Raw genomic sequence first — 16620 nt, forward strand, 5'->3', positions numbered from 1 at the left:
CGCTGCGCCAGATCATGGTCGGCTGCATGGCCGCTCGAGGCTACAGCATGACCGTTGTGACGATTGGATCATAGCGACGAGAAATCTTATAACCGATTTCTGAACCACGGGTCCGTGCCACTAATATGTCAAGGCAAGACGTCCAATCGGTCGAGCCCGCATTCCAATAGTATCCACCCAACCGATCAAATTTTGTGCAGAAAGAACACTGCTTGATCCTCGAGTATTTTTCGAAACACATTGCATGTCACAGAGAATCGATACTCTTAGCCTCGTAAGGTGCAACATAGGGGCCAAGAACCACGGAAGTACGCTGCGCGAGCCCGTGACCCATTTGGCTCAAGGCGTGGACGACCGCTATGATCGTGTAGTGCATGGTACCGATGGCTAGTGTGTCCCCCTTACTGTATGCACCGAAAGGCACTTGGCCCATTTGGACGGGAAGGAGTAGAACGCTGACGTTGTTATAGGGGACGAAAGCGAGTTCGTACTGAATCATAATAAGGCCTCAAGCTGAATTCGCCACAATGATCTAACTGATAAGTTAATTTCCTCTTCGTTACATCGTGCACAATGAACGTCTCAGGCAGATCCGGACTTATTGGGGCAAGGAGGCATTGCCCCAGACAGCTACCTCGCGACACATTTTACACTTTTTACGGAGGCCTTATCCTCGGTCGGCCTTAGCAATTATTAATTTTAACTTAGTAATATGATATTGCCTTGATAGATAACAAATAAAACCGCAATAATTACTAATAATTACATAAGTTAGTAACAATTCAATCACGTAATATTTTTTACCAACTCGATACATCATATTTACATTTAGTCGATCAGAATTATAGTATCTGTCCGCCATCAGCACCCTTGAGACCATTTAGGTGTTTTCGGGAAGGGAGGATTTCTGGATCATCGCAGCCATTTTGGAGCGCAGATGAGACAGAAATCCGGGCCGGAGAAAGCACCGGCAGAGCAGGTCGTGAAGGATATCCGCCGAGCGACGCGGCGGCAGTTTTCGGCGGAAGAGAAGATCCGCATCGTGCTGGAAGGGGTGCGCGGCGAAGAGAGTATCGCCGAACTGTGCCGGCGCGAGGGGATCGCCTCATCGATGTATTACGGCTGGTCGAAGGAGTTCCTCGACGCCGGCAAGCGCCGGCTGGCCGGCGACACGGCGCGTGCGGCGACCTCCGACGAAGTGAAGGAGCTGCGTCGTGAGGCGCAGGCGCTGAAGGAGGCCGTGGCCGATCTGACCCTGGAAAACCGCCTGCTCAAAAAAAGCATGCTGGCGGATGGGGAAGACGACACATGAGATATCCCGCATCCGAGAAGGCCGAGATCATTCGCCTGGTCGAAGCCTCACATCTGCCGGCGCGACGCACGCTGGACAAGCTCGGCATCCCGCGCGCCACGTTCTATCGCTGGTACGATCGCTATCTCGCCGGCGGGATCGAGGCGCTTGCCGATCATCGCTCACGGCCCGACCGTGTCTGGAACCGGATTCCTGACCCAATCCGCGCCGAGATCATCGACCTGGCGCTGCGCGAGACGGAACTCAGCCCGCGCGAGCTGGCAGTGCGCTTCACCGACGAAAAGCGCTATTTCGTCTCGGAGGCGTCGGTGTATCGGCTGCTGAAGGCGCATGATCTGATCACCAGCCCGGCCTACATCGTCATCAAGGCGGCGTCCGAGTTCAAGGACAAGACGACGGCGCCCAACCAGCTCTGGCAGACCGACTTCACCTACCTGAAGATCACCGGCTGGGGCTGGTATTATCTCTCGACCGTGCTCGACGACTTCTCCCGGTTCATCGTCGCCTGGAAGCTCTGCGCCACGATGCGCACTGACGACGTCACTGCCACGCTTGATCTGGCTCTGGCGGCATCGGGGCTCGACCAGATCACGGTCGCACATCGGCCCAGGCTGTTGAGCGATAACGGCGCCTCATACATCTCGGCCGACCTCGCCACCTGGCTCGACGGCAAGGGCATGAAACACGTTCGCGGCGCGCCCTATCATCCCCAGACGCAGGGCAAGATCGAGCGCTGGCACCAGACCCTGAAGAACCGCATCCTGCTCGAAAATTACTATCTGCCCGGTGACCTTGAACGGCAGGTCGCGGCCTTCGTCGAGCATTACAACTATGCCCGATCTCACGAGAGCCTCGGCAATCTCACGCTCGCCGATGTCTACTTCAACCGCGGGCAGGCCATCCTCGCCCAACGCGAAAGGATCAAGCGACTGACCATCCAGCAGAGACGCTTGCAGCATCAGCTGCAGGCCGCATAACCTCAAAACCAGATGAGCCAGAACCTCCGTTCCTGAGACGCCGAAACAGTCTCAAATCATCTGACGACGGACACACCATCTGGGCGAGCTCACCGCCCATCAGCGTCTGATAGTCGCCACGCTCGCGCGCATCGCCGCACAGGATGCGGTGCTCGCCCAGCAGCCAGAGATCGTCGCGCACGGTCACCGCGACGTCCCGCAGCGCCGGCAGCGCATCCAACGGATCGGCCTTCGCCGCGACCGGCGTGTTGCCGTCGAGGATCACATCGATCTGCGCCGTCTCGAAGCCGGTGATCTCAACCTCGAAGTCGAGATCGATCAGCTCGCCCAACTCCAGCTTCAGAATCTCGTCGTCCCAGCCAGAGAGCTCAGCCAAGCGGTTATCCGCGATCCGCAGCGCCCGGATCTGCTGCGGACCGAGGTGATCAACACAGATCACCGGGACTGTCTCCATGCCGAGCAGCTTCGCAGCCTCATAGCGACCATGCCCGGCGACGATCTCGCCATCGGTGGTCACCAGAATCGGCGTTGTGAACCGGAACTCCCTGATGCTCTCGGCGATCAGGTGGATCTGTCTGTCCGTATGCGTCCGCGCATTGCGCACCGAAGCTTTGAGGTCCACCAGCCGTCGCTCGCTCACCTGCGGCGCGAACGCCTCAGCAGCACGCGCGAGTGCGGGATCTTTGGTGGTGGGAAGTGCACGCCGACGGGCCCGCACGCGCGGATTGGGGGTCTGATCTAAGGGCAACATACTCAACTCCTTCACATCTCGTGAAAAGTTGGTCGCTCGCGCCGCACTCTTCTACCAACTGCGCCCTAGCAGTCGGAAGTACCCCTAGAAAGCAAGCGTCTCACCCCCGCGAAACGCCTGCCCTGAGCTGGCCCGAGTTTCCAACCTCGGCTGACCAGGCGAATCACCTGGACTGGCGCAAAATTAGGAGGGCCCATGTGTCTCCACAAGAGGGCTTCAGATATTTTTCCTATTAGATTCAATAGGATAGTACTCTGTCTTTGTCAGCTGGAAACCCGCTAACTGCGATGGCCCGGGCAGAACGCGCCAACTCAGAAGCGCAAGCCTTCGACGTAGATGCAGCCACCAAGTCCTACCGCCCAAGGATAGGTGGGAGTCTAACGGACCGAGCGCAGTCCAACGAACGACCTATCAGGGTCGTGCGTTACTGCCGGAAGCTGTTTTCGGTGGTGTCCATAGCTGCAACCGCAGCAGCGTTGTCAAGTTGCTTCGCTAATTCAACCGCCCCTTTCGGGGTCATCGCAAAAGTCACCTGCTGTCCAGATACGAGCTTAATCTTGATCACAACGGCATTCGGCACTTCCGCGATCTGAAAGAACTCTAGCTTGATAGCTTCGATGATACCCTCAGTCATGGAATTCTGCCTCGCTTCTAAATCAAAGAAATGCGATTCACATAGGGACTATTGCTGCAGTTTCTACAATCGCGGCGGTGTGAAACAAAACTCGACCCCTTTAAATGATAGAGGTATCGGCAACCTGATGTGCGTTCATCGTCGCTTCTACACTCCCATATTTTTGCCGAATGGGGCCTTTCCACAATCGATCCAGATTAAAACTCAACGTAATTTTTCATATTTTTGCGGACATTCTATATAAAAATGCCTATGTCTCGATTGCATCGAAGAGGGGCATGGTGAGGAACGCAGATGAGAAGCGCAGGTGCGACGGACAAAATTGATATCTGGGAACATCAGATCGACATCACGGTCGCCCGTGTAGATTTTTTTAGCGAAACTCCCCGCGGCCGAGTCATGGCTTAGAGAGTGGTAAATTCCTTACCGCGTTCCATCATTCCTCGACGGCCCATCAGGGGGACTGCGTATATGCTTTACTGAAGCCAAGTTCGCCCGTGCATTCCTTGCTCTCCATGGTGGCCGAACCGCTCCTTCTAACAAGATCGCGACGATGCTGGCTGCCAACGCCGATGATGAAGCGATCCATAACCTGCTTGCAGGCGCTCATGAGGAATGACTGGAATTAAGAAAGAATTCACACGCTATCATGATCATATCACGAATACTCAAAACTGATGTTAATCCGGCAGCATGATAAACTCCGCGCCGGTAAAATACGAGCTAACAGCGGCAAGCTACGTCACATTGGGCGATGGACGTAGCCTGCCGCACTCGAATCGGTCTCGCGGCTCGAGTTTTAACAGTATCATTGTTTTGAGTTATAGCTGCAATCCTCTAGATCATCGGCGACGTAATTATTGTCGTTATCGGAGCCGCGTCCTTGAGAACGCTCTTGTGCAAGCCTAAGATCAGCTTCCAGCTTCGCCAAACGCCGCTTCGCCTTGACGCGCTCAGTGATCGCCAGAAACCTCCGCACTCGCAATCGAGATGACACCTTCCTCACTCCCTTTTTGGTACGTTGTTGTAGATTTTTGATCAGCCCCCGCCGTATTGCCTTATAGTCCGGCAAGCGTCGTGCCATTACATCATTCGATGGAAGGAGCCCGCCAACTGCTTCACCTGTGCGCTCATCTGCAAAGCCACGCGATAGCTGAACGCTAGCGTTGCACACTAAGTGCCTTTGGCGCCGCTCGAGACTGCGCGGCTCGCTGCCCGGCGCATACAGATATAGGGGAGCCCGATCACACTGGTGTGGAGTTCGGCAGAGTGGCGCAGGCGCCAAACGCGGACAAGATGCCCAAGCGCCGATGCACTAGCGCACCCTGCGCGCCGAGTTCAGGCCGGGACTATCGTACCCTGGGTTTTCCCTGCTCAGCGGCGCGCTTAAGAACATACGCCGGAAAATGGTAGCCGGCACGGCCTTGACCGCCGCCTCCAGCGAGCCGGCGGTCATGTGTCAAATCTGCGATGAGATTACGCGGCACTCCGTCGGCCGCGCAGCGCCTTCCGACGCTGTTGGCCCAAGCCCATCTTTTTCGCCAGTTGGGAGCGCGCCTCAGCGTAAGCGGGGGCCACCATCGGGTAATCGGGCGGCAGGTTCCACCTTTCACGGTATTGTTCTGGCGACATGTTGAAAGCGGTCCGCAAGTGCCTTTTCAAGGACTTGAACTTCTTTCCGTCCTCGAGGCAAATCAAATAGTCTGCGGCAATCGACTTCCTGATGGAGACGGCGGGAACCAGCTTCTCTTCAACCTTGGGGACCTCCGGCGCCTGAAGGCCGGCGACTGCCGCATACGTGCTCGTGATTAATCCTGCCAAATCAGCTTGAGGAATCGAGTTGTGCGACACGTAGGCCGCAACAATGTCCGCAGTCAACGCAGCGAACGTTTCATTATTCTCGGACATCTGCCCGTCTCCTTCTTGGAACGCCCCACATTGGCGAACAGTTTGGGGCAATAGTAGGGACGCCCGAGATCGCCAAGCGGATATCAACAGATAAAAACAGTGACTATGAGTAATATATAAAATTCATCGTATTTCAATTGGTAGCATTCTATTAACAATTACCCGATCGATGTAGATAAATTACCCAATCAGACCTCGCACGCCGATTACCAGCAATCACCTCAACCACGATGAAGTAACACGCTTGCGGAAGATCAAGCGTCATGCGGCGCGCTCCGCCAAACCCGCTCAATGCCTTCCCAGCCAGTTGTCTCGACGACCAGCCGCTCGCAAGGGTTCCATTGGACTCTATTGGACCCGCTCTTGCCTTTATTAACAACTTTAATTCCGGGGGTGTATTATGAAACAGAGTGAGTTCCGTTGCGAAACATACGCCTCCCCGCATGTGTCGATCCTGAACAATTTATCCTCGGACAGCGATGTGCGTTGTAGAGGATTCCAGAGACCTATTCGCACACGGACTGAGTACGGCCGTGCCATTCCGAAAGCGTTCAGCAACCACTACATTCGAAGCCGGATCGTTGGCGATCCTCTTACGGAAGATGGCTTTCCTCTGCGGTTTGTCCAATGAAAGCCCGGTCTGTCCCTCTAATCGATGCCCGGTGGCGTCAATCAAAGTTGAGTCTTTGGATGTGGCGGGCGGGATTGCTGGGCCTGACAATCGCGCTTTTCGGCGGGTTCGCAAGCCTTTTCGTCTGGGGAGCGATCGAAATAGCTGACATTCTCGTCCACGCCATGAACTCCGCGAGTCGCTGAATACCTCCAAATGGGGGATGAAACATTATTATGCATTGGATTGTCTATCGGGGCGGCGTTTTGGATGGGGCACAACAGAGAAATGCAGAAGCGATGGCAATTGGCGCTGGCCACCCGGCGAGCGAGGGAAAAACGCGAGCTTAAGCGGGAACGGGAAGAGGCCGAACGAAAAGCCCGAACGAAGCCGAGACTGATCTTGGATCAAGATCGAGCCGGGAACGACCGAAACATCGAGGCAACTGACGACTGAATCATTCACCATCGTCACACGAACCGAGGGCAGTGAAGTCGTACAGCAATTTTCCGCCAAGTGGCCCGCTGTCCACGGATCGATCAATCTCTACCCGCGTCGAGTGCAATCCCTGATCCGGCCGTTTCCGATCCCAGCTCCTTGCAGGTGAACTCCCTGCTGTTGAAATCTCCCCCCGCCGAAAACTGACACTCCCACAAGCGCTTAACCCACTAGGAGCCTCGATTTGATCCGCCTATCAGCTCGGATATCCCTGTTAACTCCCTGCTGCCAGGGAAAATTTCGGCGAGTGGCGACTGGACACCGGTCGTCAAAGTATTTTGACTTGCTGGTAGCTTCGGCTAGCAGCTGAACTGCGGGGCGCTTCACACCCGCTTGTAAAAGTCCTCAATGCGCACGATGTCATCTTCCCCGAGATAGGAACCGACCTGGACCTCGATGATCTCGAGGGGAATCTTGCCGGGATTGGCCATGCGGTGGACGCAGCCGATCGGCAGGTAGATTGATTCGGTCTCGTGAACGATGATCGTCTCGTCGTTGCGCGTGACCTCGGCCGTGCCGCGCACCACCACCCAGTGCTCTGCGCGGTGAAAGTGCTTCTGGAGCGACAGGACGCCGCCCGGCTTCACCGTAATGCGCTTGACCTGATAGCGCCCGCCCGTGTCGACAGAGAGATATTTACCCCAAGGCCGGTAAATCTCGCGATGCGCGTTCGCTTCCGGCTCGCCCTTGGCCGCGAGGAAGGCCACCATCTCCTTGACCTTGTCGACCTTCGCCTTCGGCGCGACCAAGACGGCATCGCGCGTCGCGATCACCGCCACATCGTCGAGGCCGATCAATGCGACTAGGCCGTCATCCGCGCGCACCAGATTGTTGGAGCCTTCGAGGACATAGCCCCGGCCCTCGATGACATTGCCGCCGGCATCCTTGTCCGAGAGCTCCCAGACGGCGGACCAGCCGCCGACATCCGACCAGCCGAAATGCCCGGCTATGACGGCGGCCTTCTGCGTGCGCTCCATGACGGCGTAGTCGATCGAGGTCTTCTTGGCGTTGCCGAAGTTGGCAGCGTCGAGCAGGAGAAAGTCGAGATCCGGCTTCGTTCCGGCGACCGCCTCGACGACAGGCTTCAGCACCTGCGGCTCGAAGGCTTCGATCTCGGCACGCATCGTCGCGGCATCGAAGATGAAGTTGCCGGAGTTCCAGAAATAGCCGTCGAGCAGATACTGCGCCGCGCGCTGCGCATCCGGCTTCTCGACGAAGGCGGCGACGGCGCGGGCCTCCTCCCCCAGTGCGTCGCCCGGCTGGATATAGCCGTAGCCCGTCGCGGGATGGGTCGGCGGAATGCCGATGGTCACGATCCGGTCCTGCGCGGCGAGCTCGCCGGCCTTCCGGCAAGTCTCGACGAAGAGCCCGGCATCGCGGATCACGTGATCGGCGGCGAAGACGCCGACGATCGCCTGGCTGTCGCGCCGGAGGGCGATCTCGGTCCCGACGGCAACTGCGGCAGCCGAATCGCGCCGCGCCGGCTCAAGCACGATCTCGGCGGCAAGGCCCAGCGCCTGCAGCTGCTCGAGCACCGTAAAACGGTACTCGACATTGGTGATGACGATCGGCTCGGCGAAGACCGAGCGATCGCTCAACAACCGCATCGTCCGCTGAAAGGTGGAGTCCTGCCCCAGAAGCGGGATGAACTGCTTCGGCATCGTATCCCGCGACACCGGCCAAAGCCGCGTCCCGGCGCCACCGCACATCACGACGGGTATGATCTTTGGCGCCATCTGAAAGCCACTCCGCGTTGTGCGCTGTCACTGTTTAGGCGACGCGCCTTTTCGGTATCGCAACGTAATGCCACCGCTTTACGGGAAGGTGTACGCGGTTGCCGATCGACGGGTTTGGTAGCGAAGTCCTTAAGGAGACAGGTGAGCACAGGATTGACCTCGACCATCTCCTCGACCGCCTCGCGGCTTGCGCTCATGCGGCGGTTTCGGCGTGCCTTCCTTGCGGGGCAGCGACACCGCGGCCGATATCGGCATAGGTGAACCCCTTGGCCCGAACCTGCTCGGCCCGGTAGACGTTGCGCAGGTCGACGAGCACCGGTGCCGCCATCGCAGCCTTGACGCGGTCGAGATCGAGCGCGCGGAAGATGTTCCACTCGGTCACGATCACCGCCGCGTCGGTGCCCGCCACGCACTCATAGGCATCCTTGCAATAGGTCACGCCGGCCGGCAGAACCGCCCTGGCCTGCTCCATGCCCTCCGGATCATAGGCCCGGACCGTGGCTCCGCCATCCATCAAGGCGGTGACCACCGCGATCGAGGGCGCATCGCGCATGTCATCCGTGTTCGGCTTGAAGGTCAGGCCCAGCACCGCGATCGTCTTGCCCCGCAGCGAGCCACCGCAGGCCGTGATCACCTTGCGCCCCATCGCCCGCTTGCGCTGGTCGTTCACCGCCGCGACCGTCTCGACGATGCGCGAGGGCGTGCCGTAATCCTGCGCCGTCTTGATCAGCGCCAGCGTATCCTTCGGGAAGCACGAGCCGCCATAGCCCGGCCCGGCATGCAGGAACTTGCCGCCGATGCGGTTGTCGAGACCCATCCCGCGCGCGACGTCCTGGACATTGGCGCCGACCTGCTCGCACAGGTCCGCGATCTCGTTGATGAAGGTGATCTTCGTCGCCAGGAAGGCGTTGGCCGCGTATTTCGTCAGCTCCGCCGTGCGCCGGCCGGTGTTCAGGATCGGCGCGTTGTTGAGATAGAGCGGCCGGTAGATATCCGCCATCACCGCCCGCGCCCGCTCGTCATCGGTGCCGACCACGATCCGGTCCGGCCGCTTGAAATCCTCGATCGCCGCGCCCTCGCGCAGGAACTCGGGATTGGAGACAACCGCGAAATCGGCATCCGGCCTGAGCTCACGGATGATGCGCTCGACCTCGTCGCCGGTGCCGACCGGAACCGTCGACTTGGTCACAATCACCGTATAGCCCCTGATCGCCCCGGCGATCTCGCGCGTCGCCGCATAGACATAGGACAGGTCCGCGAAGCCGTCGCCACGCCGCGAGGGCGTGCCGACCGCGATGAACACCGCATCCGCATCCGCCACCGGCCCGGCGAGATCGGTCGTGAAGGACAGCCGCCCCGCTGCCGCATTCGTCCGCACGAGATCCGACAGCCCAGGCTCGAAAATCGGGATCTCGCCGCGCTTCAGCGCCGCGACCTTGCTCTCGACCTTGTCGACGCACACGACGTCATGCCCGAAATCCGCAAAGCAGGCCCCGGAGACCAGCCCCACATAGCCCGAGCCAACCATCACGATCTTCATCGATAACTCCCCTGGAGCCGTCGCTTCAAAGCAACCCAATCATTGCCTTCGCAACTGCGGCATAGCCCAATCACCAAAAAAGCGGAATTGCCTTCTTCTCATCAACATTACCTCGCACCGGGCTGGTCTTGGGCCCAGCCCCTGCCCTGCCCGCGATATGCGGCTGTTATCGCTTGACAGCAGGCCCCGCCGCTCGTCATCTGCATCCGTTCCCAGGGGGGCCTCGCTAGGAGGCTGAGATTCCGCCGGCTGGGCTTTCGAGCCTCAAGCAACGCGGTGACCCTCCGAACCTGATCCGGATCATACCGGCGTAGGGATGCGGGACATGCGGCCGTCACAGGCCCTGATTCCAGCTTGCGCCCGTGATCCTCCAGCGATCGACGCTTCCGGCTTGTCCGTCGGCGTCCGAACGGAGTGGGCCTCAAGTGACGCAAGCCGAGATCATCGCGGCGCTATCGGCATTCATCGCGCTTCCCGACGCATCGGAAGCCGCGTTCGAGACGATGGCGCTCAAGGTCTTCGCCTATCAGTTTCGCAACAACGAACCCTATAAGCGCTTCTGCCTGCAGCGCGGCCGCACGCCGCTCTCGGTCAGGCGCTGGCGCGATATCCCGGCCGTGCCGATCAACGCCTTCAAGGACCTGACGCTGAGCTGCAGCCCGCCGGAGAACGCAAGCCACGTCTTCATGACCAGCGGCACGACGCAGGGCATCCGCGGCCGCAGCTATCACCCGACGCTCGACGTCTGGAGGCGCTCGATGCTGGTCAATTTCCGGGCACGCTTCATGCAGGGCCGCGAGCGCATCCGCATGGGCATCCTCTTCCCCGACGCGACGGAATTGCCGAATTCCTCGCTCGCCACCTATCTCTCGCTCGCCAAGCGTGAATGCGGCACGGCGGATTCCGAGACCTTCATCAATACCGCCGGCCTCGACCTCGACGGACTTCTGTCGGCGCTGGAGCAGGCGGAGACAAGCGGCGAACCCTATGCCCTGCTCGGCGCGAGCTATTCCTTTGTGCCCGTGCTCGACGCACTCGCCGCGAGCGACCGGCGATTTGCCCTGCCGGAAGGCAGCCGCATCCTCGATACCGGCGGCTTCAAGGGCCAGTCGCGCGAGCTGGGACCCGACGAGTTCTATGACGGGCTCAGCGCCGCCTTCGGCGTGCCGCGCTCCGCTTGCATCAACATGTACGGGATGACCGAGCTGAGTTCGCAGCTCTATGACGACGGCAATGCCGTCTGCCCGTCGGTCAAATCCGGCCCGCACTGGATCCGCAGCCGCGTGGTCGATCCGCTCACCGGCACCGATCTGCCGGAAGGCGAGCGCGGCGTGATCGTTCATCACGACCTCGCCCATTTCAACTGCGTCGCGGCGATCCTCACCGAGGATGCCGGCGAGATCGTGCCGGGTGGCTTCAAGCTGCTCGGCCGCGTCGATGGTGAAGCGTCGAAGGGTTGTTCGGTCGCGGTGGCCGAATTCCTTGCGGCAGCGCGAGGCTGACCATCGTGATTGAGCATGCGGGCCATCTGCCGGGCCTGACGCGCGAGGCTTTACGCTGGCGCGAGATCAGCCACAGCGCCTGGGACGAGAGCACCACCATCGCATTGCCTGAGCTCGACGAGGCGCAGGCCGCGGCGCTCTGCGCGCATGTGCGCGACAACGCCAGCGCCCGGCTGAAGCGGATGGAGACGGCCCGCATCGTCGATGCGATCGAGGCCGCCATTGCGCGCCTGCTCGACCGCTCACATCCGTTGCGGCGAAAGGCCGAGCATCTGCTGCCGATCGTCACCGGCTATGACCGCGAGACCGTCCGGCTCGGCCTCACCGGCTATCTCAAGACCTTCCGCAAGCCGCAGCTCCTGCGCTTCCTGGCCGAGGATTTCGCCAATCCCGGCATTCTCGACGGTTTCCAGCCGACCCCGAAGGGTGGCTATCTGCGTGCCCATGGTCCGGAATTGCTGCTCCATGTCTGGGCCGGCAACGTGCCCGCGCTCTCGCTCTGGAGCCTGATCTGCGGCCTGTTGGTCAAGGCCGGCAGTATCGGCAAGCTGGCCTCGGCCGAGCCGCTGACGGCCGGCTGGTTCGCGAGCCTCCTAGCCGAGATCGATCCCGAGATCGGCGAATGCCTCGCGATCACCTGGTGGAAGGGCGGTGAGACGGCGGCCGAGCCGATCTTCCTGCGCGAGGCCGATACCGTCATGGCCTATGGCGGCAACGAGACGCTCGCGGCCCTGCGGACCAAGCTGCCGATCACGACCCGCTTCCTGCCGCATGGCCACAAGATTGGCTTCGGCGTGATCGCGCGCGAGGCGCTCGACAGCCGCAAGGCCCCTGCCCTGGCCCGGTTCGCCGCCCATGACGTCACCCGCTACGAGCAGCAGGGCTGCTACTCCCCGCAGATGCTTTTCGTCGAGCGTGGCGGCCGCGTCCAACCGACCGAGTTCGCCCGCTACGTCGCGCAGGAACTGGCCGCCATCGCCTCGCGCCATCCGCGCCGTGCATTGTCACAGGGCGAAGCCGCCTCGATCGCCTCATGGCGTAGCGCGCAGGAGACGCGCGCGATGGATGGAGCCGCCGAGCTTCTCGGCGAGCCATCCGACAATTGGAGCATCGTCCATGTCGAGGCGCCGGAAGCCCTGAGCCCGACCGGGCTGAACCGCACGCTCAAGCTGGTCTCGGTCAAGAGCCTCGACGATGTCCCCGCCCTCGTCGCGCCCTATCGCAGCTTCCTGCAGACGGCGGGCATTGCAACATCTCCCGAGCGGCTGTTCCGGCTTGCCGAGCAACTGGGCGCGGTCGGCGTCAGCCGCATCGCCCCGCTCGGCCGCATGACCGCGCCGGAGGCCGGCTGGCACCATGACGGGCGCTTCAGCCTGCTCGACCTCGTCACTTTCACGGAGATCGAGCAATCGGCCGAAGCCGCGGCAGAAGGGTTCGCGCCCTATGTCGACTGAGCAGTCCAAACCCGGCTTCGTCACGATCGAGCGGGCGAGCTATCGCTTTGACGCGGCCGGCCCGGCCGTGGTTGATGCGGTCGACTGGTCGATCCCGCGCGGCGGGATTCATTGCCTGCTCGGCCGCAGCGGCTGCGGCAAGACCACCTTGCTCAAGCTCGCTGCCGGTCTGCTGATGCCGAGCGACGGCGCGATCCGCATCGGTGGCGAGACGCTGGCCGGGCCGAGCCCGCGCGCCGGCTTCGTCTTCCAGGCGCCGACCCTGCTCGACTGGCTGAGTGCGCTCGACAACGTCCTGCTGCCGGTCTCGCTGAAGCGCCCCCCGACCATCGCCGACAAGGATGCCGCACTCGACCTGCTTGAGCGCGTCGGCCTTGGCGGTTTCGCGATGCGCCGTCCTGCAGAGCTTTCCGGCGGCCAGCAGAGCCGCGTCGCGGTTGCACGCGCGCTGGTCGGCAATCCCGACCTGCTGCTGCTCGACGAGCCCTTCGCCGCGCTCGACGCCCTGACGCGCGAGGAATTGCAGGACGACCTGCTGCGGCTCTGCGCGCTCCGCGGCACCACCGCGCTCTTCGTCACCCATGATATCGGCGAAGCCGTCTATCTAGCCGACAAGGTCGCGGTGATGACGGCCGGCCGGGTGACGCATGTGCGCCGCATCGAGCTCGCGCGCCCGCGCCATCGCGACATGCGCTATGCGCCCTCGTTCATCGCCGCCTGCCGCGCGTTGCGCGACTCGATGGATGGCGCCGCCACGGCCAGCCGGAGGCCGGCAGCATGATCACGCGCCTGCCCTCACTCCTGCTGTTCGTCGCCCTGCTTGCCGGCTGGGAAGCATGGTGCCGGCTCGGCGGCTTGTCCCCGCTCGTCCTGCCGCCGCCTTCCGCCGTGCTCGCGACACTATGGAGAGAGATCGCCACGGGCCGGCTCTGGCCGCATCTGGCGATGACTGCTGCGGAGATGGCGCTGGGGCTCGGCATCGGCGCCGTCGTCGGGCTCGGTGTCGGCATCCTGCTGGCGGAATTCCCGGCGCTTAGCCGATTGCTGCGGCCCTATGTGCTGGCGAGCCAGCTCGTGCCCAAGCTCGCGCTCGGGCCGCTCTTCATCATCTGGTTCGGCTTCGGCATGACGCCAACCGTCGTCATCACCGCGCTGATCTGCTTCTTCCCGCTGATGGAGAACACGCTGACGGGGATCAGCGAGGTCGATGCCTCCCGCCGCGAGCTCTTCCGCATGCTCGGCGCCGGCCGCCTCAAGACCCTGCTGCGCCTCAAGCTGCCGTCGGCGCTGCCGGTCATCATGGCAGGCCTGCGCGTCGCGGTCGTTCTGGCTCTTGTCGGCGCCGTCGTCGGCGAGTTCATCGGCGGGCGGATCGGGCTCGGCGCCTCGATCATCGCCGCGCAAAGCGTGATGGATTCGAGTCTGATCTTCGCGCTCTTCATCGTCATCACCGCCCTTGGAATGCTGCTCTACGAGGCCGTGCGCCTGATCGAGCGCCGCGTCCTGCATCGCTTCTCGAAAGGCTGAATATCCATGCGCGCTTTGCCTGCCCTCCTCGCTCTTGCCTTATCGTGGCTGGCCGTCGCTCCTGCCGCGGCGCAGGCGCCGGACAAGGTCACCGTCGCCGGCTGGAGCCAACCGATCAGCGAGATCACCAATCTGCTGGCCGAGCCTGACAAGGGCTTCTTCAAGGCCAAGGGCATCGCGCTCGACTACGTGCCCGGCAATGGCGGCGGCGCGGCCTTGCAGAACATGCTCGCCGGGCAGGCCGACATCGCCTTCACCGATCCGGCCGCGCTCTATCTCGCGCTCGACAAGGGCGAGAAGCTCGTCGCGATCTACAACATCTATCCGCAGAACGTCTTCAACGTGGTCGCGCTCAAGAGCAGCGGCATCCGCTCGGCCGCCGATCTCAAGGGCAAGCGCATCGGCGTCTACAGCCTCGCCAGCGGCACCTACCAGAACCTGCTCGTGCTGCTGCATCAGGTCGGCTTAAGCGAGAAGGACGTCACCATCCAGCCGGCCGGGCTGCTCAACTTCGCGCCCTTGATGCAAGGCCAGGTCGATGCCACCGCCGCGACCGATACCGGCCTGCTCGTCGCCCGCGCCAAGGGCCTGGGCGAGGCCCATGTCATCGAGGTCCGCGACCAGCTCAACCTGCCGAGCGACATCTTCGTGGTGAAGGAGAGTTATTACGAGCAGAACAAGCCGCTGCTGAAGCGCTTCCTCGCCGCCTATCGCGATTCCGCCGCCTGGATGATCGCCAAGCCCGAGGAGGCCGCACGCATCGCCGTCACCCGCGCGATCAACGGCCGCGACGAGGCCGTGAACCTCGACATCATCAAGCTGCGCAATGCCTCGAGCATCTCGGCGACGACGGAGCGCGAAGGGCTTGGCCGCTTCGACCTCGATGCCCTGCAGAAGGGCGCCGACACGTTCCGCAGCCTCGGGCTGATCGCCCGCCAGATCGACATGGGCTCCGTCGTGAAGAGCGACCTGATCCCCGCGAAGGACGGCGCGCCGTGACGTTCCGCGACCGGGCCATCCTCGTCACCGGCGCGAGCCGTGGTATCGGCGCCGCGATCGCGAAGGCCTTCGCGGCAGAGGGCGGGATCGTCGTCGTCAACTACCGGACAAACGAAGCAGCGGCCGAGGCGGTCGTCGCGGAATGCCGCGCGCTCGGCGGCGAGGGACTGGCCATCGCGGCGGATGTCACCTCAGCCGAGGCGGTCGCAGCCATGGCGGCGCGCATCGCCGAGGAAGTCGGCCGGCTCGACGTCGTCGTCAACAACGCCTTCGCGCCCTATCGCTTCGATCCGGACAACCGCGCGCGCTTCTGGGAGACGCCGTGGGAGTCTTACGAGCAGCAGTTCGAGGGCGCGGTGAAGGCAGCCTATACGGTCAGCCGCGCGACGCTGCCGCTGCTCCAGCGTCGCAGCGGCGGGACAATCGTCAATCTCGCCAGCGATCTGGTGACGCGGCCGAGCATTCCCTATCACGACTACACCACGGCGAAGGCGGCGCTGGTCGGCTTCAGCCGCAATCTCGCGGCCGAGCTCGGCCCGCTCGGCATCCGCGTGAACTGCGTTGCGCCCGGGCTGGTCTATCCGACACAGGCGAGCGCGGACACGCCGGAAGAGGTGCGCGAGATGCTGATCGTGCAGACGCCCTTGCGCCGCATCGCGACGCCTGAAGACGTGGCCGGGCCGGTGTTGTTCCTCGCCAGCGACTGGAGCCGCTTCGTCACCGGACAGGTGCTTCATGTCGATGGCGGGTTGGTCATGACCTGAGGCCGATCCTCACTCGGCTTTCTTGCCGGCGGCATCGAACTGCTTGAGATAGGCGAGCAGGTCGGCGATGCGCTTCTCGTCCTTGAGGCCGGCATAGATCATCTTGGTGCCCGCCACCTTGCCGCGCGGGTTCTGGATGTATTCGGCGAAGGTCGCCTCGTTCCAGGTGAGGCCGGAATCCTTCATCGCGGCGCTGTAGCTGTAGCCGTCGCGCGTGCCGGCCTTCTGGCCGACGACGCCGTTGAGGATCGGCCCGACCAGGTTCTTGGCGGTCTCGCCGACCTGATGGCAGGCGCGGCACTGGGCATAGACCTTCTCGCCGGCAGCGGCGTCCTGGGCGCGGGCGGGCTGGGTGGCGGCCGCGAGCAGAGCGGCGCCGGCGAAAACTGCGAACTTCATCTCGGGAGA

Annotated in this window: 13 protein-coding genes and 1 riboswitch; of the genes, 7 read left to right on the plus strand and 6 right to left on the minus strand. The window is 62.0% G+C overall.

The genetic code is table 11. The features are described 5' to 3' along the window. The first annotated feature begins 937 nt into the window (after nt 1–937). A protein-coding gene (locus tag NUV79_RS23690) for an IS3 family transposase (protein ID WP_257735535.1) occupies nt 938–2289 on the plus strand; the annotation gives its coding sequence in 2 pieces (ribosomal slippage) (nt 938–1274 and nt 1274–2289; 1353 coding nt in all). Here NUV79_RS23690 and NUV79_RS23695 read toward each other — a convergent pair. The 5 genes from NUV79_RS23695 to NUV79_RS23715 all read right to left on the minus strand — a co-directional run bounded on the left by NUV79_RS23695 (nt 2234) and on the right by NUV79_RS23715 (nt 9966). After that, nucleotides 2234–3040 (minus strand): ParB/Srx family N-terminal domain-containing protein, encoded by an 807-nt coding sequence (locus NUV79_RS23695; RefSeq protein ID WP_257735536.1) that lies wholly within the window; start codon nt 3038–3040, stop codon nt 2234–2236. The genes NUV79_RS23690 and NUV79_RS23695 overlap by 56 nt on opposite strands. 424 nt (nt 3041–3464) lie before the next feature. Next, entirely contained in the window at nt 3465–3674 is a 210-nt protein-coding gene (locus NUV79_RS23700; protein WP_257735537.1) for a hypothetical protein, read from the minus strand. Nucleotides 3675–5150: 1476 nt separating this feature from the next. Continuing rightward, on the minus strand, nt 5151–5582 hold the full coding sequence (locus NUV79_RS23705; protein WP_257735538.1) for a Ros/MucR family transcriptional regulator: 432 nt from the start codon (nt 5580–5582) through the stop codon (nt 5151–5153). Between the two features lie 1431 nt (nt 5583–7013). After that, nucleotides 7014–8426: a mannose-1-phosphate guanylyltransferase/mannose-6-phosphate isomerase gene (locus NUV79_RS23710; RefSeq protein ID WP_257735539.1), complete on the minus strand. Its 1413-nt coding sequence runs from the start codon at nt 8424–8426 to the stop codon at nt 7014–7016. A gap of 193 nt (nt 8427–8619) precedes the next feature. Continuing rightward, entirely contained in the window at nt 8620–9966 is a 1347-nt protein-coding gene (locus tag NUV79_RS23715; RefSeq protein ID WP_257735540.1) for a UDP-glucose dehydrogenase family protein, read from the minus strand. A 204-nt stretch (nt 9967–10170) separates the two neighbouring features. Next, a riboswitch (TPP riboswitch) is annotated at nt 10171–10301 on the plus strand. Nucleotides 10302–10391: 90 nt separating this feature from the next. Here NUV79_RS23715 and NUV79_RS23720 point away from each other — a divergent pair. Genes NUV79_RS23720 through NUV79_RS23745 form a run of 6 tightly spaced genes read left to right on the plus strand, consistent with a single transcriptional unit; the run spans nt 10392 to nt 16212 of the window. Continuing rightward, nucleotides 10392–11468, plus strand: coding sequence for a LuxE/PaaK family acyltransferase (locus tag NUV79_RS23720; protein WP_257735541.1), 1077 nt, complete (start codon nt 10392–10394; stop codon nt 11466–11468). 5 nt (nt 11469–11473) lie between these two features. Further along, nucleotides 11474–12922, plus strand: a complete 1449-nt coding sequence (locus tag NUV79_RS23725) for an acyl-CoA reductase (RefSeq protein ID WP_257735542.1) — start codon at nt 11474–11476, stop codon at nt 12920–12922. Beyond that, nucleotides 12912–13703 (plus strand): ABC transporter ATP-binding protein, encoded by a 792-nt coding sequence (locus tag NUV79_RS23730; protein WP_257735543.1) that lies wholly within the window; start codon nt 12912–12914, stop codon nt 13701–13703. Before NUV79_RS23725 ends, NUV79_RS23730 begins: the two co-directional genes overlap by 11 nt. Beyond that, nucleotides 13700–14449 carry an ABC transporter permease gene (locus NUV79_RS23735; protein ID WP_257735544.1) on the plus strand — a complete coding sequence of 250 codons (750 nt, stop codon included), beginning with the start codon at nt 13700–13702 and terminating at the stop codon, nt 14447–14449. The genes NUV79_RS23730 and NUV79_RS23735 overlap by 4 nt, the downstream gene beginning before the upstream one ends. A gap of 6 nt (nt 14450–14455) precedes the next feature. Further along, nucleotides 14456–15448 carry an ABC transporter substrate-binding protein gene (locus tag NUV79_RS23740; protein WP_257735545.1) on the plus strand — a complete coding sequence of 331 codons (993 nt, stop codon included), beginning with the start codon at nt 14456–14458 and terminating at the stop codon, nt 15446–15448. Then, complete coding sequence (locus tag NUV79_RS23745) at nt 15445–16212, plus strand: SDR family oxidoreductase (RefSeq protein WP_257735546.1); 768 nt, start codon at nt 15445–15447, stop codon at nt 16210–16212. The genes NUV79_RS23740 and NUV79_RS23745 overlap by 4 nt, the downstream gene beginning before the upstream one ends. A gap of 9 nt (nt 16213–16221) precedes the next feature. Here the strand turns inward: NUV79_RS23745 and NUV79_RS23750 are convergent, their stop codons facing one another. Further along, a complete protein-coding gene (locus tag NUV79_RS23750) occupies nt 16222–16611 on the minus strand; it encodes a c-type cytochrome (RefSeq protein WP_257735547.1) in 390 nt (129 codons plus the stop codon). Between the last annotated feature and the right edge of the window lie 9 nt (nt 16612–16620).

It is taken from the genome of Allobosea sp. 47.2.35 (genome assembly GCF_024655635.1).
GTDB lineage: Bacteria > Pseudomonadota > Alphaproteobacteria > Rhizobiales > Beijerinckiaceae > Allobosea.

Excerpts from the sequence above, each read along its gene's own strand:
- NUV79_RS23695 (WP_257735536.1), bottom strand. The coding sequence starts at position 3,040 with ATGTTGCCCTTAGATCAGACCCCCAATCCGCGCGTGCGGGCCCGTCGG.
- NUV79_RS23700 (WP_257735537.1), bottom strand. The coding sequence starts at position 3,674 with ATGACTGAGGGTATCATCGAAGCTATCAAGCTAGAGTTCTTTCAGATC.
- NUV79_RS23705 (WP_257735538.1), bottom strand. The coding sequence starts at position 5,582 with ATGTCCGAGAATAATGAAACGTTCGCTGCGTTGACTGCGGACATTGTT.
- NUV79_RS23710 (WP_257735539.1), bottom strand. The coding sequence starts at position 8,426 with ATGGCGCCAAAGATCATACCCGTCGTGATGTGCGGTGGCGCCGGGACG.
- NUV79_RS23715 (WP_257735540.1), bottom strand. The coding sequence starts at position 9,966 with ATGAAGATCGTGATGGTTGGCTCGGGCTATGTGGGGCTGGTCTCCGGG.
- NUV79_RS23730 (WP_257735543.1), top strand. The coding sequence starts at position 12,912 with ATGTCGACTGAGCAGTCCAAACCCGGCTTCGTCACGATCGAGCGGGCG.
- NUV79_RS23735 (WP_257735544.1), top strand. The coding sequence starts at position 13,700 with ATGATCACGCGCCTGCCCTCACTCCTGCTGTTCGTCGCCCTGCTTGCC.
- NUV79_RS23740 (WP_257735545.1), top strand. The coding sequence starts at position 14,456 with ATGCGCGCTTTGCCTGCCCTCCTCGCTCTTGCCTTATCGTGGCTGGCC.
- NUV79_RS23750 (WP_257735547.1), bottom strand. The coding sequence starts at position 16,611 with ATGAAGTTCGCAGTTTTCGCCGGCGCCGCTCTGCTCGCGGCCGCCACC.